At 39.2% G+C, this 20941-nt stretch carries 23 protein-coding genes; 1 reads left to right on the top strand and 22 read right to left on the bottom strand.

What is annotated here, in order from left to right; genetic code table 11:
- Nucleotides 1-25 precede the first annotated feature (25 nt).
- Together D1092_RS10030 and D1092_RS05090 are read right to left on the bottom strand one after the other, a co-directional pair.
- Nucleotides 26-409, bottom strand: coding sequence for an ATP-binding cassette domain-containing protein (locus tag D1092_RS10030; protein WP_277623127.1), 384 nt, complete (start codon nucleotides 407-409; stop codon nucleotides 26-28).
- Nucleotides 410-914: 505 nt separating this feature from the next.
- Nucleotides 915-1898, bottom strand: a complete 984-nt coding sequence (locus tag D1092_RS05090; protein WP_120122454.1) for an RluA family pseudouridine synthase — start codon at nucleotides 1896-1898, stop codon at nucleotides 915-917.
- A 241-nt stretch (nucleotides 1899-2139) separates the two neighbouring features.
- On the opposite strand from D1092_RS05090, the gene D1092_RS05095 reads away from it, so the two are divergent.
- Entirely contained in the window at nucleotides 2140-3927 is a 1788-nt protein-coding gene (locus D1092_RS05095; RefSeq protein WP_148255614.1) for a glucan ABC transporter ATP-binding protein/ permease, read from the top strand.
- Between the two features lie 597 nt (nucleotides 3928-4524).
- On the opposite strand, the gene alaS is transcribed toward D1092_RS05095, so the two are convergent.
- The 20 genes from alaS to rplX form a co-directional block, all read right to left on the bottom strand.
- Nucleotides 4525-7197 (bottom strand): alanine--tRNA ligase, encoded by a 2673-nt coding sequence (gene alaS / locus D1092_RS05100; protein ID WP_120122792.1) that lies wholly within the window; start codon nucleotides 7195-7197, stop codon nucleotides 4525-4527.
- A 209-nt stretch (nucleotides 7198-7406) separates the two neighbouring features.
- Complete coding sequence (recA, locus tag D1092_RS05105) at nucleotides 7407-8450, bottom strand: recombinase RecA (protein WP_120122456.1); 1044 nt, start codon at nucleotides 8448-8450, stop codon at nucleotides 7407-7409.
- A gap of 414 nt (nucleotides 8451-8864) precedes the next feature.
- Nucleotides 8865-9065: a hypothetical protein gene (locus D1092_RS05110; protein ID WP_120122457.1), complete on the bottom strand. Its 201-nt coding sequence runs from the start codon at nucleotides 9063-9065 to the stop codon at nucleotides 8865-8867.
- 237 nt (nucleotides 9066-9302) lie between these two features.
- Nucleotides 9303-10622: a replication-associated recombination protein A gene (locus D1092_RS05115; RefSeq protein WP_120122458.1), complete on the bottom strand. Its 1320-nt coding sequence runs from the start codon at nucleotides 10620-10622 to the stop codon at nucleotides 9303-9305.
- 8 nt (nucleotides 10623-10630) lie between these two features.
- Nucleotides 10631-12025, bottom strand: coding sequence for a DegQ family serine endoprotease (locus D1092_RS05120; protein WP_120122459.1), 1395 nt, complete (start codon nucleotides 12023-12025; stop codon nucleotides 10631-10633).
- 268 nt (nucleotides 12026-12293) lie between these two features.
- Nucleotides 12294-12722, bottom strand: a complete 429-nt coding sequence (gene rplQ, locus D1092_RS05125; RefSeq protein ID WP_120122460.1) for a 50S ribosomal protein L17 — start codon at nucleotides 12720-12722, stop codon at nucleotides 12294-12296.
- A 24-nt stretch (nucleotides 12723-12746) separates the two neighbouring features.
- A complete protein-coding gene (locus D1092_RS05130; RefSeq protein ID WP_120122461.1) occupies nucleotides 12747-13760 on the bottom strand; it encodes a DNA-directed RNA polymerase subunit alpha in 1014 nt (337 codons plus the stop codon).
- 94 nt (nucleotides 13761-13854) lie between these two features.
- On the bottom strand, nucleotides 13855-14244 hold the full coding sequence (gene rpsK / locus D1092_RS05135) for a 30S ribosomal protein S11 (protein ID WP_005773294.1): 390 nt from the start codon (nucleotides 14242-14244) through the stop codon (nucleotides 13855-13857).
- 116 nt (nucleotides 14245-14360) lie between these two features.
- On the bottom strand, nucleotides 14361-14729 hold the full coding sequence (gene rpsM, locus D1092_RS05140) for a 30S ribosomal protein S13 (protein ID WP_120100749.1): 369 nt from the start codon (nucleotides 14727-14729) through the stop codon (nucleotides 14361-14363).
- Nucleotides 14730-14909: 180 nt separating this feature from the next.
- The gene (locus D1092_RS05145) at nucleotides 14910-15488 is read right to left on the bottom strand and encodes an adenylate kinase (RefSeq protein ID WP_148255615.1); all 579 of its coding nucleotides are present in this window, start codon (nucleotides 15486-15488) and stop codon (nucleotides 14910-14912) included.
- Nucleotides 15485-16831, bottom strand: coding sequence for a preprotein translocase subunit SecY (gene secY / locus D1092_RS05150; protein ID WP_120122462.1), 1347 nt, complete (start codon nucleotides 16829-16831; stop codon nucleotides 15485-15487). Before secY ends, D1092_RS05145 begins: the two co-directional genes overlap by 4 nt.
- Nucleotides 16832-16993: 162 nt before the next feature.
- Nucleotides 16994-17461, bottom strand: coding sequence for a 50S ribosomal protein L15 (gene rplO / locus D1092_RS05155; protein WP_120122463.1), 468 nt, complete (start codon nucleotides 17459-17461; stop codon nucleotides 16994-16996).
- A 20-nt stretch (nucleotides 17462-17481) separates the two neighbouring features.
- Nucleotides 17482-17688 (bottom strand): 50S ribosomal protein L30, encoded by a 207-nt coding sequence (gene rpmD / locus D1092_RS05160; RefSeq protein WP_120122464.1) that lies wholly within the window; start codon nucleotides 17686-17688, stop codon nucleotides 17482-17484.
- Nucleotides 17689-17719: 31 nt separating this feature from the next.
- Complete coding sequence (gene rpsE / locus D1092_RS05165; protein ID WP_005773287.1) at nucleotides 17720-18268, bottom strand: 30S ribosomal protein S5; 549 nt, start codon at nucleotides 18266-18268, stop codon at nucleotides 17720-17722.
- A gap of 111 nt (nucleotides 18269-18379) precedes the next feature.
- Nucleotides 18380-18742 (bottom strand): 50S ribosomal protein L18, encoded by a 363-nt coding sequence (gene rplR / locus D1092_RS05170; RefSeq protein ID WP_120122465.1) that lies wholly within the window; start codon nucleotides 18740-18742, stop codon nucleotides 18380-18382.
- A gap of 12 nt (nucleotides 18743-18754) precedes the next feature.
- Entirely contained in the window at nucleotides 18755-19288 is a 534-nt protein-coding gene (gene rplF / locus D1092_RS05175; RefSeq protein ID WP_005773285.1) for a 50S ribosomal protein L6, read from the bottom strand.
- 39 nt (nucleotides 19289-19327) lie between these two features.
- Complete coding sequence (gene rpsH / locus D1092_RS05180) at nucleotides 19328-19726, bottom strand: 30S ribosomal protein S8 (RefSeq protein ID WP_120122466.1); 399 nt, start codon at nucleotides 19724-19726, stop codon at nucleotides 19328-19330.
- A gap of 14 nt (nucleotides 19727-19740) precedes the next feature.
- Complete coding sequence (gene rpsN / locus D1092_RS05185) at nucleotides 19741-20046, bottom strand: 30S ribosomal protein S14 (protein ID WP_120122467.1); 306 nt, start codon at nucleotides 20044-20046, stop codon at nucleotides 19741-19743.
- 24 nt (nucleotides 20047-20070) lie between these two features.
- A complete protein-coding gene (gene rplE / locus D1092_RS05190; protein ID WP_120122468.1) occupies nucleotides 20071-20628 on the bottom strand; it encodes a 50S ribosomal protein L5 in 558 nt (185 codons plus the stop codon).
- Nucleotides 20621-20935, bottom strand: a complete 315-nt coding sequence (rplX, locus tag D1092_RS05195) for a 50S ribosomal protein L24 (protein WP_120122469.1) — start codon at nucleotides 20933-20935, stop codon at nucleotides 20621-20623. The genes rplE and rplX overlap by 8 nt, the downstream gene beginning before the upstream one ends.
- Between the last annotated feature and the right edge of the window lie 6 nt (nucleotides 20936-20941).

The raw sequence follows: 20941 nt of genomic DNA on the forward strand, positions 1-20941 counted from the left end.
CGGATAAAAGAGTTCCGTTTAAGGTCTATAAGGGTTGAACCATTCCTAGACTATAGCGTAAGGGTAAATCCCACCATAAGCAATTTTTGTGACCAAAGACTACGCCAAGAGACTTAAACAAATCTTTTTTCGTTTTATAAGGATTAACTCCTAAGACTTTGACATCCCCCTCATCAGCGGCTTGTATACCAGAAAGTATTTTAATCAATGTTGATTTTCCGGCTCCATTAGGTCCAACAATGGCGAGTGATTGCCCTGAAAAAAGGGTGAAACTAATATCTTTTAGCACGTGATGATTTCTATAGGTTGGCTTAAAAAGAGAAACCACCTTGTTTATAAAACCAGGTGCACTGTCTACGCTGCGGTATATTTTTGAGACCTTGTTAAGATTAATCAATAATGATCTCATCAGACACTCCTCATTTCAACTTATCCCTCTTGGAACATTTCCATAATCTTTCAGAAAAACGAACAGAAGAATAATTGATCATTGAAAGGTGCACTTTGCTCATAAGTTCTCATTGTATAAGCAAAGGTACAAACCGTAAATCTATAGATATACTCAACCCCACCGCTAGCAGGATAAACTTCCTTGAAAACAACAATTTGTTGAGAAGCTGTTCTCCCTAAGAGTTCCTGTAAAAGTCTTCAATTATTTCCCATGAAAAAATTAAAAATTGCCATCACTTTTTCAGTCAATATCCTTCAGACTTTATCTCATTCATCTTCCTGAACCAACATGCCTCCCCAATATATCACCTCTATAGATAATTCAAAAGAGCAGCTTCATAAGCCCAAGATTATCGAAGATACACCAATTTAGAAATAACAATACAACCAATATGGACAAAGAACTGTAGGAATAAAATTGATAATATTTAAAAGTTCATCACTCAAAAACAAATGAAGTTTTTTTATTCTGTTTCAGCATCACTCTCATTAAAAGACAAAAGATTAAAACTTTGGACCATATGAGGGGGTAAAGGTGCAACAATATCCAATATGCCTCCTGAAGGATGAGGAATACGAATACGACGTGCATGAAGGTGAAGGCGGTTTTGTATGCCTCCTGGTAATGTCCAATTACTATCAGAAAAAAAATACTTTGAATCGCCAATGATAGGATGATCCATATGGGCAGCATGCACACGGAGCTGATGTGTTCTCCCCGTATAAGGTTCCATTTCAAGCCACGAAAGAGCCCGTCCACGCGACTCTAAAACGCGGTAATATGAAACCGCATGATGCGAATCCGGCTCCCCATGGTCACAAACACGCATTTTATCACCTTGTGCCGTCATTTCCTTAACCATCCACGTTGAAATTTTATCCTGTTTTTTTTTAGGAACACCCCGAACCAACGCCCAATAAGTCTTTTTTGTTTCCCGCTCTCTAAAAGCAGCTGTTAAGGCCTGTGCAGCTCCCCTGGAGCGAGCAACAATAAGCACCCCCGATGTCTCACGATCAAGACGATGAACCAAACGTGGCTTTTCACCTTTTTTATTGCGCCATACCTCAAGCATACTGTCTATATGACGTGTTAAACCAGAGCCTCCTTGTACAGCAAGACCTGCTGGTTTGTTAAAAACAAAAACCTTTGGATCTTCATAGAGCAACATTTTTTTTAAAATGACTCCATCATCTTTCCCACGAATTGTCTTATCCGTTATAGGAAGGCTTATCGTATCATCAAGAGGGAGAGGTGGAACACGAACAGACTGTCCCATACAAAGACGCGTATCGGCTTTAACACGTCCACCATCAACCCGTATCTGGCCAGAACGCAACAATTTTTGCAAAGCTCCAAATCCAAGTCCTGGATAATGCGCTTTAAACCAACGATCTAAACGCATTCCATTTTCATCTGTCTCAATTTTTTTTATTTCTACGCCTGCCATAAAAGTTCCCTTACCTGATAATTTTCACCGCCCAATATTTATTTTTTTCTGATAATTTTATTGATCTATTTTTTCATCTTTATAAACACAAAAATTCATATTCTCGTTGGCTTTATCACACCATATTACAATGAGTATCCAAATTTGCCTTTTCTTAACGTTCAATTTTTATTAGCTAGAAATTCAAGTGTTATAAAAATCAACAGCCTTTACGCTTAACAGCGAATGGAGATTATTAATAGTGTCCTTATTCAAAACCTATGCACGTGTTCTCAGTTACCTAAAGAGAGAGAAAAATGCATCCCTTTTGATCTGTAATGCTAATGTTATGTTAGCGATCATCACCATTGCAGAGCCTATTTTATTTGGACACGTTATTGATTCTATTACAGAAAAAACAGGGATCATCCCTACCCTTGCCATTTGGGTTTGTTTTGGTCTTTTCCATATTATCGCTTATGTCCTTGTTGCTCGTGGTGCAGACCGCTTAGCCCATAGACGCCGTTTAATGGTTCTAACAGAATCTTTTGAGCGTATCATTGCCATGCCTTTAATTTGGCATCAACAATGCGGAACATCCAACGCACTCCATACACTTTTGCGCGCAACAGACACTATGTCAAGCATATGGCTTGATTTTATGCGTCAACATCTCTCAACACTTATCGCCTTATTGATCCTCATCCCCACAGCCTTTAACATGAATTGGCGTCTCTCAACAGTCTTAGTTGTACTTGCCATCATCTATGTCTTAATTGCTCGTTTAGTGATGCGAAAAACAAAAGACGGACAAGCCGCTGTAGAATGCTATCATCATAACCTTTTTAAACATATCAGTGATTCAATCTCTAATGTTTCTATAGTACAAAGTTATAACCGAATAAAAGAAGAAACGTCCATACTGCACCAACATACAAATGACCTTCTTAAAGCACAAAATCCTGTTCTCAATTGGTGGGCGCTCGCCAGTGGCTTAAATCGAATGGCTTCAACAGTTTCAATCGTTTGTGTTCTTCTCCTTGGAGCTTTTTTTGTTGCAAGAGATCAATTAAGGGTAGGTGAAGTCGTTGCTTTTATCGGATTTGCACAACTCATGATTAGCCGTCTAGATCAAATGAGCAATTTTATTAATTGTGCAATATCCTCACAAGCAAAACTGCAAGAGTTTTTTGAAATGGAAGACTCAACTTTTTCTATCAACGAACCACAAGATCTCCCTTCCCTCCAAAATGTTAAAGGTGCTATACAATTCCACCACGTTACCTATAAATTTCCAAATTCTTCTCAAGGTGTTTTTGACATTTCCTTTGAAGTTGAAGCAGGAAAAACTGTTGCGATTGTAGGACCAACAGGAGCTGGAAAGACAACATTAATCAATTTATTGCAGCGTATATACGATCCTACCTTCGGACATATCTCCATTGATGGAATAAATATATGCTCGATCAATCGCGAATCTTTACGAAAATCTCTAGCAACAGTATTTCAAGATGCGGGCCTTTTTAATCGCAGTATTCATGACAATATTTCAATAGGAAAAGCAAACGCAACAAACGAAGAACTTTATGAAGCAGCAAAAATAGCAGAAGCTCACGATTTTATTCTAAAAAAAGCTGATTGTTATAACACAATGGTGGGCGAACGAGGAACTCGATTATCAGGTGGAGAAAAACAACGGTTAGCAATTGCACGTGCTATTTTAAAAAGTGCCCCCATTCTCATTCTCGATGAAGCAACAAGTGCTCTTGATGTTGAAACAGAAGCACGTGTCAAAGATACTCTTGAGAGCATAAGCCATAATCGCACCACTTTCATTATAGCACATCGCCTCTCAACAATACGCAATGCTGATGTGGTACTCTTTCTGGAACAGGGTTATTTAATTGAAAAAGGAAGCTTTCAAGAATTGATCGATAAAGGGGGCCGTTTCTCTAAATTTTTAAAAGCAAGCAATTTAACAATCACGCCACCAAAAAGAGAAGGAGAAAATGAAAACGTCGTCCCCTTACATGAAGCCATAGCATCATAAAAAATAATTACTCTTCACAAATCTCATGTAAAAAAATATCCCCATGCAAAAAAACGACAAAAACACCTTGTTCGTGCAAATGCAGTAAGTGCACACAGAAAAACTTGAATTAATATAAATCTTAATTTATATTATTAATATATGCCTTATAACTTTCAAGAAAAACCTATTCTCTTACATATGAGCTGCAAAGGGAACCAATAAAGCAGCTCTAAAAATGGGCTTCTTATGAAGAGCGAACTGTAATTTAAGCAATTTGAAACGAAAAAATATATATTACAACTTCATAAGCTTAAGAAACTGTTCTGTAATAAATCTTTCGTTATCCTCTTCACAATTTTTATTGTGAAATAGCATAGAGATGTTTTTTTTAATAAATATAATAGATGCCATACTTCATGAAATATATGTGATCCGTCCAGCTCATAAACAAAAGCATGAATCACCCCACAATCTTGCTAACGAACACCCTTTTTTATCTTTACGGTTTTATCTCTCTCAATGAGACTGTATCTATATTCCAGCAATACACCAAACAGATATCCGTTTAGATGCCAATCCAACATACCAATGTAAAAACACCAATAAGAAAATTTTTTACTTTTTAAATTTTTCTAGAAAGTCTTTTAGTGCTGCAAATGCCTCATAAGCCTTGTTCCCCTCAGGACCACCAGCCTGCGCCATATCAGGACGCCCTCCACCACCTTTCCCACCAAGAATGCTGGAAAGAATACGCACCAAATCAACAGCATTTAACTTATCTGTTAAATCATTCGTAACGCCAACAACAGCACTCCCCTTGCCATCCTCTGAAACACTAATAAAAGCAACCACTCCAGATTCAATCTGCTTTTTGCCAGAATCGACGAACGCCTTAAGATCCCGTGCTAAAATATTGTTCACAACACGTCCCATAAAAGAAATACCATTGATGATACTAATATCATCTTGACCATCTCGCTTTGTTTCACCACTCAGCAGCATTTTTTTGCGCACATCATTCAACTCTTTTTCAAGTTTACGGCGCTCTTCAAGCAAATTCTCAATCCGTTCTTCTACACCCGTAACAGAAGTTTTTAAAAGATTAGCAATTTCACGGATACGCGCCTCTTGGCATCTCAGATAAAGACGTGCTGCTGTGCCTGTTAAAGCTTCAATACGACGCACTCCAGAAGCGACAGAACTTTCAGAAACAATATGAATCAAGCCAATATCCCCTGTTCTCTCCACATGTGTTCCTCCACAAAGCTCAATGGACCAACGCCTTTTTAAGTCTCCTTTTTCAAGCAGGTCTCCCATCGAAACAACACGTACTTCGTCACCATATTTTTCACCAAAAAGTGCCATTGCCCCTTCAGAAATTGCATCATCCACCAACATAAGGCGCGTTGTTACCTCGCTATTTTGCAAAACAATATCATTTGCTAAATCTTCTATTTTTTTCAATTCTTCTACAGAAATAGCTTTTGGATGAGAAAAATCAAAACGCAACCGCTCCGGTGAGACAAAAGAGCCCTTCTGTGTAACATGAGATCCCAATATTTGTCGTAAGGACTCGTGTAACAGATGGGTAGCAGAATGATTGGCCCGGATTTTTTTACGACGCACACCATCAACACTTAATTCTACACAATCAGAGATCTTAGCATGACCAGATTTAACTTCTCCAAGATGAATAAAAACACCATCAGCCTTTTTTTGAGTATCATGCACCTCAAAAATAAAGTTTTCACCAGATATAATACCACTATCACCAATCTGCCCACCAGATTCACCATAAAAGGGTGTCTGATTTAACACAAGAATGGCCTCCTGCCCTGCAGAAACCTCATCAACAATTTTACCATCACACACAAGAGCTGTAAGAATGCCTTTAGCTTTTTCTGTTTCATACCCTAAAAATTCTGTAGCGCCAAACTTCTCACGAATAGAAAACCAAATTGCCTCTGTTTTAGCTTCACCTGAACCAGACCAATTGGCACGTGCTTCTTCTTTCTGACGTTCCATTGCTTTATCAAAAGCATCAACATCAACAGAAACTCCACGACGCCGAAGAACATCCTGCGTTAAATCAAGTGGAAAGCCATAGGTGTCATAAAGCTTGAAAGCAACTTCACCATTTAAATCATCCCCTTCTTTAAGATGAGCACTTGCTTCATTTAACAAACCAAGTCCTCGTTCAAGAGTCTTGCGAAAGCGCACTTCTTCTAACTTCAAAGTTTCTGCAATCAAAGATTCAGCACGCACCAATTCTGGATAAGCTTGTCCCATTTCGCAGATAAGAGCAGGCAAAAGCCGCCACATTAAGGGTTCTTTAGCACCAAGCAGATGTGCATGACGCATAGCACGACGCATAATACGACGTAAAACATATCCCCTCCCCTCATTAGAAGGAAGAACGCCATCCGCAATCAAAAATGCGCATGAGCGAAGATGATCAGCAATAACACGATGGCTCGCAATAAAATCACCCTTTGCCTCAATCCCTGTCATTTCTTGTGATGCACCAATTAATACACGAAAAAGATCAATGTCATAATTGTCATGTACCCCCTGTAAAACAGCAGCAATACGCTCTAATCCCATACCAGTATCGATAGAAGGATGAGGCAGTTCAATACGCTCTTCTTTACTAACTTGCTCATACTGCATAAAGACAAGATTCCAAATCTCAATAAAACGATCACCATCTTCATCCGCACTTCCAGGAGGTCCCCCAAAAATTTCATCACCATGATCATAAAAAATCTCTGAACAAGGACCACAGGGACCAGTTTCTCCCATCGACCAAAAATTATCTGCTGTCGCAATACGGATAATCTTTTCGTCTGGAAGACCTGAAATTTTACGCCATAACTGTGCCGCAACATCATCACTCTGATAAACAGTTACCAACAATTTATCTTTAGGAAGACAAAACTCCTTTGTTAAAAGATTCCATGATAAAAAAATGGCTTCTTCTTTGAAATAGTCACCAAAAGAAAAATTACCCAGCATCTCAAAAAACGTATGATGGCGTGCTGTATAGCCAACATTGTCAAGATCATTATGCTTTCCCCCCGCACGAACACATTTTTGTGCCGTTGTTGCCTTTTTATAAGAACGCTGTTCAAGTCCAGTAAAAACATTTTTAAACTGTACCATTCCTGCATTTGTAAACATGAGTGTGGGATCATTACGTGGAACAAGGGGGCTAGAAGAAAGAACTTTATGCCCATTACGATAAAAATAATCCAAAAATGTTGAGCGGATATTATTAACACTATTCATATCAATACCTGCAGAATACAGCACCAAACCATAAAAGAAAAATCCCCCCTCATTAAATATCCTCTTTGCCACGCATGGAGTTAATTTAATCAAAGAATAGAATATTTATTTAAAAAAATTGAGAAAAAAATGACTGTATATTTAAAACTCAAACAAATAAAAATAGAAAAACCTTAAATAAAGCACTTAATGCTCAAATAAACATAGCATCAAATTGCTTCATCACTTTCTGTCACATCTTCTCCTGCATTTTCTAACAATTCAATAGCAATCAAACCAGCATTTTGACGCAAAGCTGTTTCGATTTCTGCAGCAATTTCCGGGTGCTGGCGCAAAAACTGCTTCGCATTTTCACGTCCCTGCCCTAAACGTTGAGAATTATAAGAAAACCACGAGCCAGATTTTTCCACAATACCAACTTTGACTCCCAAATCAATCAACTCACCTAATTTGGAAATCCCCTCACCATAAATAATATCAAACTCAACTTGTTTGAAGGGAGGAGCCAATTTATTCTTCACCACTTTAACACGGGTCTGATTACCAACGATCACATCCCGATCTTTAATGGAGCCAATGCGGCGAATATCCAAACGAACAGAAGCATAAAACTTTAAAGCATTCCCACCTGTTGTTGTTTCAGGAGAACCAAACATCACACCAATTTTCATGCGAATTTGATTAATAAAGATCACCATACAGTTAGAGCGGAAAATTGAAGCCGTAAGTTTCCGCAAAGCTTTACTCATTAAGCGTGCTTGCAATCCAGGTAAAGCATCACCCATTTCACCATCAATTTCTGCACGCGGTGTTAAAGCTGCCACAGAATCAATAACAAGCACATCAACAGCACCAGAACGCACCAACGTTTCTGTAATTTCCAACGCCTGCTCACCGGTATCTGGCTGAGAAATAAATAAATTTTCTAAATCAACGCCGAGCTTTCGTGCATAAATAGGATCAAGGGCGTGCTCAGCATCAATAAAAGCACAAATTCCACCAATTTTCTGTGCTTCAGCAATAGCATGAAGAGCCAATGTTGTCTTTCCGGAACTTTCTGGTCCATAAATCTCAACAATCCTCCCTTTCGGTAATCCACCGACACCCAAAGCAATATCCAAGGACAATGAACCCGTTGGAACTGTTTCAATTTCAACAACTTGCTCCTTTTGCCCAAGACGCATAATGGAGCCTTTACCGAAAGAACGTTCAATTTGAGCGAGAGCAGCATCGAGAGCTTTTGTTTTATCCACGATTATATCCTTGACGATTCATAATGATCTAATACTTAAACTGTACATTGTACTTTTAACTTAACTAAAGCTTTAAGTTTAGATTTTCACAGACTATTTTCATCCTTACCCTTACGTTATGCCTATAACATATCATAATCAAAAAAATAAAGAACTGATCTTCCCTATCTTATGACACAACATAAAATCCAAATAAAATAACACTTCTACACGAGAGAAAGTTAACATATTTATCTCTCTCTAGAAAAGAAACAATTTAAATTTCAACATAATGTTTAATCTTTCTGCCTACCCCTTGATTGTCTAAGAGACAAACTCTCCCCTTAATCATACAAAAACGCCTCATTAATCAAAACCACACCCTATTGCATCGAAAAACAAAACACTTTTATGTTGCATATTTACTTACTTGTTTTAAAAAAGCATCTTCCAACGCTCGTTATACCCATTTTGTGGCGGCACTCGTGAAATGGTATAAATCCATTGCTTTATGCTCAGTACCATGATCATTACACCACCACCCACTTTTCCCGCCCCCAATGTTGCGGTAGCTCTCAATACTTGAAACTCTTCATAAGAGTCATTTTTATTTTTTTCTTGTACAGTTTTTATCACACATTAATCCAGCATGTAACATACAAGCGAATGGCTGTGATTGATGAGATTGGAAATGAGAAAATCGTATAGTATCTGGAATTCTCCATTCAACATACAAAGCAGTGGATAATCAATATCTTACTCAATTAAAATCATAAAAATAAAATAGCTTTAAGAGTTGAATGACCTATTTCTTAAAAACAAGGTATAAAAAATAAATCTAAGTTCAATAAAAAACATGTTTTAACTCAAATTTTATGGTTGATTTTTACGTTTTTTTCGCAATTGTTTCCACCATTCAAGACGTTTCACAATTTCACGCTCAAATCCACGCTCAACTGGTTTATAATAACTCTGGCGCCCAAGTTTTTCGGGAAAATATTCTTGTCCAGAGAAAGCATCTGGTTCATCATGGTCATAACAATAACCATCTCCATACCCTTCCTCCTTCATCAATTTCGTTGGTGCATTAAGGATATGTTTAGGAGGTGGTAAAGAACCATTTTTTTGTGCACAACGCAATGCAGCCTTATATGCAAGATATGTCGCGTTTGACTTTGGTGCTGTTGCAACATAAAGACATGCCTGTGCCAAAGCCAATTCTCCTTCTGGTGATCCTAAATAATCATAGGCATCTTTTGCCGCGTTACAAATGACAAGAGCTTGGGGGTCCGCCAAACCAACATCTTCAACAGCCATACGAACCAATCTTCGCCCAATATAGAGAGGATCTTCACCAGCATCCAACATACGTGCTAAATAATAAAGCGCCGCATCAGGATCAGAGCCACGAACAGATTTATGCAACGCTGAAATAAGATTATAGTGTCCATCTCGTCCTTTATCATAAATGGGTGCACGACGCTGAATAACTTTTTGCAACGCATTAGCATCAAGGATTTCTCCCGAGCTCACAACAGACCAAACTTCCTCTGCTAATGTCAATGCTACCCGTGCATCACCATCAGACATCCCTATCAAAACATCTCTGGCCCCATCATCCAAAGGAAGCAACTTTCCTACCACCTTTTCAGCACGCTTCAAAAGCATCCCTAAACTTTCATGATCATGAGAAAGAAATGTTAAAACCCGCGCACGCGAAAGAAGAGCAGCATTAAGTTCAAAAGAAGGGTTTTCAGTTGTTGCACCGATAAGAACCACCGTACCATCTTCCATCACAGGAAGAAAACTATCCTGCTGTGCACGATTAAACCGATGAATTTCATCAACAAAGAGAAGCGTTTTATCCCCAGACATAAAACGCCTCTGTGCAACTTCAAAAATCTTTTTAAGTTCAGAAACACCTGTAAAAATAGCAGAAACTTGTTCAAATGCGAAATTTGTTTCAAGTGCTAACAAACGTGCAACTGTTGTTTTTCCCGTCCCTGGAGGCCCCCAAAAAATCATCGATCCAATTGAGCCTGCTGCCACCATCCGTGAAAGAAGACCATCCTCTCCAATTAAATGCCTTTGTCCCACAACTTCATTGAGAGAACAAGGACGCATTCTCTCCGCAAGTGGCTGATTTTTATTAAGTTTAGGATCAATCGACGAAGTAAAAAAATCTTTCTTCAAAAAAAGCCTCAACGAATAAATTGGCGAATATACATACCATCGCGTTCATATTCCAATTGCCAAGTACGCGAACGCGTTTGCATAAGAATCTTTTTCAACTGATGAACTGTTTGAATCTTATAGCCATTAACAACACGTAAGATATCTCTGGGCCGAAAAATTCCCGCAGCATTGCTCATTTCATCAAGACTGGTAATCACAACACCTTTTGCCGATATAGGAAGATGAAAACGTCGACTATTTTGCGGTGTTAAATCTAACACTTCGGCACCAGCAAGAGGACTATCACCTGTAATTTTTTCAGATTTTAAAAATGCAGTTTCTGATATTGATGCAACCTTTATCTGTGTTTTTAAAGTTTTTCCATTTCGTAAATATTCTAAAGCAAGACTATGGCCAACGTCCGCTGTCATTAAACGATACCCAAGACTATCTGGACTATCAACGCGCACCCCCTGTACACTCAAAATAACATCACCTACTTTCAAACCGGCTTTTTCAGCAGGACTGTCTTTGATAACTTCAATAATAAGGGCACCATAAGGGCGTTCTAAACCTAAACCACCAGCAATATCAGATGTAATATTCTGAAAGGATGCCCCAATATAAGGTGGTACAAAATATTTTCCTCCACGTTTAACTGTATCAAGCATCACTTTTACAAGATTAACTGGAATAGCAAAACCAATCCCTACAGAACCACCGGAACGTGAATAAATAGCCGTATTAATTCCGATTAATTGCCCCTTCATATCAATTAAAGCGCCACCAGAATTTCCTGGATTAATGGCTGCATCTGTTTGAATAAAAAAGTCAAAATCAGAAATCCCAACACGTGTACGCGCTTGCGCTGAAACAATACCACTTGTAACCGTTTGACCAACACCAAAAGGATTACCAATAGCTAAAACAAGATCACCAACTTCAACAGTATCAGAATCCCCCAAAGGAAGAACAGGAAACTGTGTATCTTTTACATCAACTTCCAAAATAGCAATATCGGTTGCTTCATCTTTGAGTACGACCTTACTCTCAAATTCTCGCCCATCAGAAAAAGCTACCTTAATTTCGCTTGCATCTTTAATGACGTGGTAATTTGTAACAATCAAACCACGCACATCAACAATCACTCCTGATCCTAATGATGACTGCTTACGAACAGGAAAATTATTTTGCAAACGACCAAAAAATTGCTCAAAAAATGGATCACCCTCAAAAGGTGAACGCGCTCTAATTTGTCGAGCTGCATAAATATTGACAACAGAGGGAACGGTCTTTTTAACTAAAGGAGCAAATGAAAGAGTGATTTCTTTTTGTGTTTGAGGAACATGAGCATAGACATGATCAAACGACATCAGCATCATAATTGCAAAAAAAAGCCGCACCCCAAAAGAATACCTCATAATCTACTCCTTATAAAATCAGCCCATTCTATTGAAAATTCATAGAATTTTTTAAAAGCATCCCCGCAAATAAAGGATTTCTATTAATATTTCATAATAGAGAATAAAAACAACCTATTTAAACAGTAAATATTATAAAAATCAAACAATTCAATATCCTATAATTTTCTCTCAGCATCTATTTCTCAAGTAAAACAAACTTTAAAAACACGCATAAAAAAACCGCCTAAGACAAGGCGGCCTTTAAAACCCCAATAAAATAAAAAACTTATGAGGACGAGCCCTTGTCATTTTCTGAAGCTTCCATACGAGCACGATCCCCTGCTCCCTTTGCTTCAACATCACGATCAACAAATTCTATAACAGCCATGGGCGCATTATCACCGGTACGAAACCCCGCTTTCATAATACGCAAATATCCACCGTTGCGTGAAGCATAACGCGGCGCAAGTGTATCAAATAACTTTGCAACCTTTTCTGTATCACGAAGTGCTGCAATTGCTTGTCGACGCGCGTGCAAACCACCACGCTTACCAAGAGTAACAAGTTTTTCAACAATAGGACGAATTTCTTTAGCCTTTGGAAGTGTTGTCACAATCTGCTCATGCTCGATCAACGAAGTTGCCATATTTGCAAACATCGCTTTACGGTGACTGGCAGTCCGGTTCAACTTTCGGCCTGACTTACTATGGCGCATAAGTCCTCTCCTTAAATTCTAATTTTAATACTGATCTTCATAACGTTTAGCAAGATCATCAATGTTTTCAGGCGGCCATGCAGGAATTTCCATTCCAAGATGTAACCCCATACACGCCAAAACTTCTTTAATCTCATTCAATGACTTACGACCAAAATTTGGTGTCCGAAGCATTTCAGATTCTGTTTTTTGAATAAGATCACCAATATAAACAATATTATCATTCTTAAGACAATTTGCCGAACGAACGGAAAGTTCTAATTCATCCACTTTTTTGAGAAGTGCCGGATTAAAGGAAAGCTCAGAATCCGCCTCTTCAACAGGTTCTTTCTGTGGTTCTTCAAAGTTAATAAATAATGATAATTGATCCTGAAGAATGCGCGCCGCAAAAGCAACAGCATCTTCTCCATTAACAGCACCATTTGTTTCGATCGTCAACGTCAATTTATCATAATCGAGAACTTGACCTTCACGTGTATTCTCGACTTTATAAGATACTTTACGAATTGGTGAATAAAGACTATCAATTGGAATTAGTCCTATGCGCCCATCATCGACACAATTCCGATCAGATGGAACATACCCTTTCCCCGTGTTGACAATAAATTCCATACGAATCTCAGCATCTTCATCAAGGGTACAGATAACATGATCTGGATTGAGGATTTCCATATCCCCAACGATACTGATATCCCCTGCTTTCACAACACCAGGCCCCTCTTTATAAACGACGAGACGTTTAGGTCCTTCTTCTTCCATACGAAGTGCAATTTCCTTGATATTCAGAATAATATCTGTAACATCCTCACGGACACCTGGAATTGATGAAAATTCATGTAAAACACCATCAATCTGCACAGCAGTAATAGCAGCGCCACGAAGCGAAGACAACAACACACGACGAAGTGCATTTCCTAAAGTCAAACCAAATCCCCTCTCAAGAGGCTCAGCTATTACGCTTGTAATATTTGGATTATCATGCGTATACGATTCAACCTTATTGGGTTTAATAAGTTCCTGCCAGTTTTTCTGGATCATATTTTCATTCCCGTTCTTTAGTTCCGTTACCATTCAATCGTAACGACCAATGTGAACATCAGAGAAATCTCCGACAATAAAAAACAACACCCAATTAAACACGCCGCCTTTTACGCGGACGACATCCATTATGAGGAATTGGTGTTACATCACGAATAGAAGTAATGACAAAACCAACAGATTGCAACGCACGTAAAGCAGATTCACGCCCTGCCCCAGGACCACAAACTTCAACTTCCAAAGAACGCATACCATGTTCCTGTGCTTTTCTCGCACAATCTTCCGCAGCCACTTGAGCGGCAAAAGGTGTAGATTTACGCGCCCCTTTAAACCCTTGAGCACCAGCAGATGACCAAGCAATTGCATTCCCCTGAGCATCGGTAATGGTAATCATTGTATTATTAAATGTTGAATTTATATGAACAACACCTGATGAAATATTCTTACGTTCGCGACGACGAACACGTGTGGCTTCCTTGGCCATATTTTTCCTTTCAACGATCTCAACACTGCCGTAACATCAGCAGCTCCACCTTCTTTTTCTTGTCAAACCGCTTTCAACAAGAAACAGAATATATAAATAAACTTTCAAAAAGCTTCTTATTTCTTCTTACCAGCAATTGCCTTAGCAGGTCCCTTACGCGTACGAGCATTTGTATGTGTACGCTGTCCCCGGACAGGCAAAGACCGACGATGACGCAATCCGCGATAACAACCAAGGTCCATCAAACGCTTAACATTCATAGCAACTTCACGACGAAGATCACCTTCAACTTGATATCCCTGATCTATCGCCTCACGAATCTGCAACACCTCAGCGTCTGAAAGCTCATGCACACGACGCCCCGCAGGAATACCAACCTTTTCAATAATTTCTTGAGCAAATTTTGGTCCAATCCCGTGGATATATTGAAGCGCAATGATTACACGCTTATTTGTCGGGATATTGACGCCAGCAATACGAGCCACGCCTACTCTCCTTAGTTATGTTGACAAATTGTTATAAAATACCTGATGTACCTTACAGAAAAAAATAGACTCAGAACGAAACTTTTCCGAATCCGCTTATTTAACTTAAATAAATTAAAATTGTTTGTGATAGATTTTATCTCAAAAGTCAACTCTTTTCATTTACTTCTAAAAAAAATCTCATGAAAGAAAACCTTTAATCATACGTGTCACTTCAGCAATACCAATCATTCCATCAATGACCTTCAACATTCCTCTCTCTGAATAAAATTCTGATAAAGGAGAAGTTTTTTCACGGTACTCTACTAATCTTTTTGCAAAAGCAACAGGGTTATCATCTAAACGAACCTGCCCACCGGTCGCTATTGTCTCCTGAACACGTTTTTTCATACGTTCAATCAATGCGTCTTCATCAACACACAACTCAATAACAGCATCAAGACTCATATTTTTTGACTCAAGTATCTGTTGCAACGCTTTTGCCTGCCCTACCGTCCTTGGATATCCATCCAAAATAAAACCGTTTACACAATCAGCTTCATCAATCCGATCTGACACGATTTGATTAACAAGACTATCAGGGACCAAAGAACCAGAACTTATAATAGCTTTAGCTTTTTTACCCACTTCTGTTTCTTTAGCAATAACCTCACGCAACATATCCCCTGTTGATAAATGAGGAATATTATATTCCTCAGTTAGCATTTTAGCTTGCGTGCCTTTTCCTGCTCCAGGAGGACCTAAAAGAACCACTCTCATCGATTTCTTCGACCTCCACGAAGTTTTGATTTTTTTATCAAGCCTTCATATTGGTGTGCAACAAGATGCCCCTGGATTTGAGCAACTGTATCAAGAGTAACAGTCACAACAATCAACAAAGACGTTCCCCCAAGATAAAAAGGAACTTGGAATGCGGATATCATAAATTCAGGGAGTAAACAAACCAAGATAATATAAATAGCGCCCACAACAGTAATACGCGTCAAAACATAATCAATATATTCCGCTGTACGCTCACCTGGACGAATTCCTGGAATAAAACCAGAATGTTTTTTCAACTGATCCGCAGTATCACTCGGATTAAACACAATAGCCGTATAAAAAAAGCAAAAAAACGCCATTAAAAATGCATAAACAATCATATAAAGTGGCTGCCCATGGCCAAGAGAATAAGAAATAGTTTGCATCCATTGTGGCATTTTATCAGAAAAGTTATTAATAGTGGCGGGTAATAATAATAAAGATGAAGCAAAAATAGGCGGAATAACACCAGCAGTATTCAATTTTAAAGGAAGATGCGACATATCGCCTTGAAACATTTGGTTACCAACCTGACGTTTCGGGTACTGAATAATAATCCGCCGTTGCGCACGTTCTATAAAAACAATAAGTCCGATAACCAAAACAGCAATAAAAACGATCGCTATTAAAAGAAAAGTTGATAAATCAGCCTGACTATGCGCGGTCAAAAGCTGAGCAAAAGTAGAAGGAAAGTTGGCTACGATCCCTGTAAAAATGATGAGAGAAACCCCATTACCAACACCGCGTGACGTAATTTGCTCACCAAGCCACATAAGAAACATTGTCCCGCCAACAAGCGTAATAACAGAAGAGATACGAAACATGAGACCTGGTTCTAGAACAATTTGAAGTCCTGTCCCTATACCGCTTTCAAGCGCAACCGCAATACCAAAAGCTTGCAGAATAGCCAATACGACTGTCACATAGCGCGTATATTGATTAATCACCTTACGACCGACCTCACCCTCCTTTTTAAGAGTTTCCAAAGAAGGAATAACGGACGTGAGTAATTGTACAATAATAGATGCCGATATATAGGGCATAATTCCTAGCGCAAAAATTGCCATACGCCCAACAGCACCTCCAGCAAACATATTAAAAAGTCCTAAAACACCTGATGCATGATGTTCAAACGTTTGCCGCAAAGCATCAATATTAATCCCTGGAAGAGAAATATAAGTGCCAAAACGATAGACAAGAAGCGCTGCCAGAGTAAACCAGATACGTTTCTTTAATTCAGTTGCACGCGAAAAAGTTCCGAAGTTTATATTGGAAGCAAATTGCTCTGCTGCTGATGCCATAAAACGTCTCCACTTCACACTTCAGTTCTTTAAATCACAGAACTATAACTCTAAAATTCATATCTTTATACACAAATAATTGCAGAACTTAAACAGTTCCCTACAAAATATTCAAAAGAATAGATGTACCTCTTCTTTAAATCATAACTTATATCAAAAAAATTATTGAACAACATCAGGAAAAATAACCTGACCACCCACTTTTTCAATTTTAACACGAGCAGCTTGTGAAGCTCCAGAAACATGAAAGGTAATCTTAGCTTTTAAATCGCCATCAGAAAGAAGGCGAACCCCATCTTTCTCGCGACGAATAATACCAGCCTCTTTCAAAGCAATCATATCAACAGGTTTTTCAATGTTCAACTTACCTGCATCAACGGCCAACTGAACACGTCCCAAGGACACTTCATTATAGGCTTTAGAAAAGAAATTTTTAAATCCACGTTTTGGTAAACGCCGATAGATAGGCATTTGCCCACCTTCAAAACCATTAAGAGAGACACCAGAGCGGGATTTTTGCCCTTTTACACCACGACCACCGGTCTTACCAGTACCTGAACCAATACCACGTCCAACACGCTTACGACTTTTTGTTGCGCCTTTGCAATCACGTAGTTCATTGAGTTTCATATCTAATACTCCTGCAACCCTTAATCTTCATCTATAACGCGAACAAGATGCTGAACTCGAGCAATCATACCCCGTACACAAAGTGTATCTTCTAAAACGCGCCGGCGACGCATTTTATTAAGCCCAAGCCCCTTCAAGGTTGCACGCTGAATCCGTGAATTTCGAATAGGGCTTCCAATTTGCTCTACTGTCACAGTTTTACCACTCTGAGATTTTTTCTGAACCATTTCCTAATTCCTTTTCTGACAATCTCAGAAACTACCCTTCTACATCGACTAAATGACGACGACGCGCCTGCAAAGTCGAATATTTGATACCGCGCTGAGCGGCAATATCTCTCGGATGCATTTGATGTTTCAGTGCATCAAATGTTGCACGAACCATGTTATAAGGATTTGATGATCCTAGTGATTTTGCAACAACATCCTGCATACCAAGAGCCTCAAAAATAGCACGCATCGGTCCTCCAGCAATAATACCAGTACCAGCAGACGCTGAGCGGAGCAAAACACGCCCAGCTCCGTGACGACCTTCAAGATCATGATGCAATGTACGTCCAGACCGAAGTGGGACATAAATCATTCCACGCTTTGCAGATTCCGTTGCTTTACGAACGGCTTCAGGAACTTCACGAGCTTTACCGTGTCCAAAACCCACACGCCCTTTCTGATCTCCAACGACAACAAGAGCAGCAAAACCAAAACGCCGACCACCCTTTACAACTTTAGCAACACGATTAATATGAACGAGCCTATCGACAAACTCATTATCGCGTTCTTCTCTTTCACCACGTTCTTTTTGTGCCATTCCTCATTCCTTTTTCTTTTCCGGAAGCACGATAACAAAGCTCTTCATAAAGTCGGAAGAACTTAAACGAAATGCTCTAAAGTGTCCAGCCCCATCTATAAGGAGGAAACTTTAAAAGTTCAAACCACCTTCACGAGCAGCTTCAGCCAAAGCTTTGACACGACCATGATACACATAAGCACCACGATCAAAAACCACTTCATTGACACCAGCTTGCTTCGCACGTTCAGCAATTAACTTACCCACAGCGAAAGCGGCTTCTTTATCAGCTCCACTTTTTAAGGATTTTTTCAAATCACTCTCAAGAGTAGAAGCTGAAACAAGTGTACATCCCCGTAAATCATCAATAACTTGCGCATAGATGTTCTGATTTGAACGATAAACGCTAAGCCGCGGACGATCATGAGAAACCATCTTTATTCTACGACGAACACGTCTTGCGCGACGCTGGATAATGTCCTTAGATGAAACCATAATACAAAATCCTTATTTCTTTTTACCTTCTTTACGGAAGATACGTTCATCTGCATGCTTAACACCTTTACCTTTATAAGGCTCAGGCCTACGATACTCACGAATCTCCGCTGCAACTTGTCCAACTTGCTGTTTATCAATTCCAGAAATAACAATCTCTGTAGGCTTAGGAACAGTTACAGTAACACCCGACGGAACTTTATAAACCACATCATGCGAAAAACCTAGAGAGAGTTGAATATCTTTACCCTGCAAAGCAGCACGATAACCAACCCCATTGATCTCTAACCTTTTTTCAAAACCATCCTTTACACCACAAAAAATATTTTCAATCATTGAGCGTGACATCCCCCATTTAGAGCGCGCATCTTTTGATTGATCTCGCGGCATAACTGATATGACATTATCCTCGAATTTAACTAAGACTTCATCATTTACAACGTAACTTAGCTCACCTTTCGGACCTTTTGCTTTGACTAGCTGACCTTCAACAGTTGCGGTAACTCCAGAAGGAATTGAAATGGGCTTTTTTCCAATACGAGACATTGTTCTAACCTATTTTTCTTCTGTTTTCTTGGACATAACTTAGAAAACACGACAAAGGAGTTCTCCACCAACATTCTGTTCACGCGCTTCATGATCAGCCATAACGCCTTTAGGAGTCGATAAGATCGAAATACCTAAACCATTTGCCACCTGAGGAAGTGACTTAGCAGAAACATACACACGACGACCAGGCTTTGATACACGCGAAATTTCACGAATAGCAGCCATTCCTTCAAAATACTTCAATTCGATTTCAAGCTCAACTTTTCCGTCACCCAAATCAACTTGATTATATCCGCGAATATAACCTTCCGACTTAAGAACATCAAGAACGTGTGCGCGAAGCTTTGAAGCTGGAGTAACCACTTTGCCTTTTTTACGACCAAGCGCATTACGAATACGTGTTAACATATCACCAAGAGGATCTGACATAGACATTAAATAATCTCCTCTTACCAACTAGACTTTACAATACCAGGAATATGGCCAATAGAGCCAAGTTCACGCAATGCAATCCGTGACATTTTTAACTTACGATAATAAGCCCGCGGACGACCTGAAACCTCACAGCGATTACGAACGCGAACTTTCGAAGAATTACGCGGCAATTCTGCCAACTGAACAGAAGCCTTAAAACGTTCCTCAAGAGAAACCTTCTGATCCATAACGATTGCTTTCAAACGTGCACGACGCGCAGCATAACGCTTCACCATCACCTCACGACGCTTATTTTTTTCAACGGCACTTACTTTGGCCATAATTTCACCTCGCTACGTTTGCCGTTACGAACGAAAAGGAAAATTAAAAGCACGCAATAACTCACGCGCTTCATCATCCGTTTTCGCTGTCGTACAAACGATAATATCCATGCCCCAAATTTGATCAACTTTATCATAGTTAATTTCTGGAAACACAATGTGTTCTTTAATACCCATAGCAAAATTACCACGACCATCAAAGCTTTTTGGATTTAAACCCCGAAAGTCACGAACGCGCGGAAGAGCAATCGTAACAAGACGATCTAAAAACTCAAACATACGATCTTTACGCAATGTCACTTTAGCTCCAAGAGGCATTCCTTCACGAACCTTAAAGGTTGCAATAGAATTACGCGCACGGGTAATAACAGCCTTCTGACCTGTTATGAGTCCTAAATCCTCAGCAGCAAGAGAAGGCTTCTTTGAATCAGCAGTTGCTTCACCTATCCCCATATTAACTACAATTTTATCAATCCGCGGAATTTGCATTGTATTTTTGTAATTAAACTTCTCTTGAAGCGCCTTACGAATCACTTCAAAGTAATACGCTTTCATACGCGGTATTTGTCTTTCCTCAGCCATTAATCAACTCTCCCGAACGCTTGGCAAAACGTACCTTATTACCATCTGCATTCACACGAAAGCCCACACGTGTAGGCTTACCATCTTTAGGATCAGCAATCGCCAAATTAGACAGATGAATCGGAGCTTCTTTAGAAATAATTCCAGCTTCTTGCTTCTGTGTTTGACGTTGATGACGTTTAATCATATTAACCCCACGAACAAAAGCCTTATTCTCTTTTGGACTAACCTTAATTACTTCACCACTCGAACCTTTATCCTTACCGGATAAAACGACAACTTTATCACCTTTTCGAATCTTCTGCATAACATT

The organism is Bartonella krasnovii (assembly GCF_003606345.3).
In the GTDB taxonomy this organism is placed as follows: Bacteria; Pseudomonadota; Alphaproteobacteria; order Rhizobiales; family Rhizobiaceae; genus Bartonella; species Bartonella krasnovii.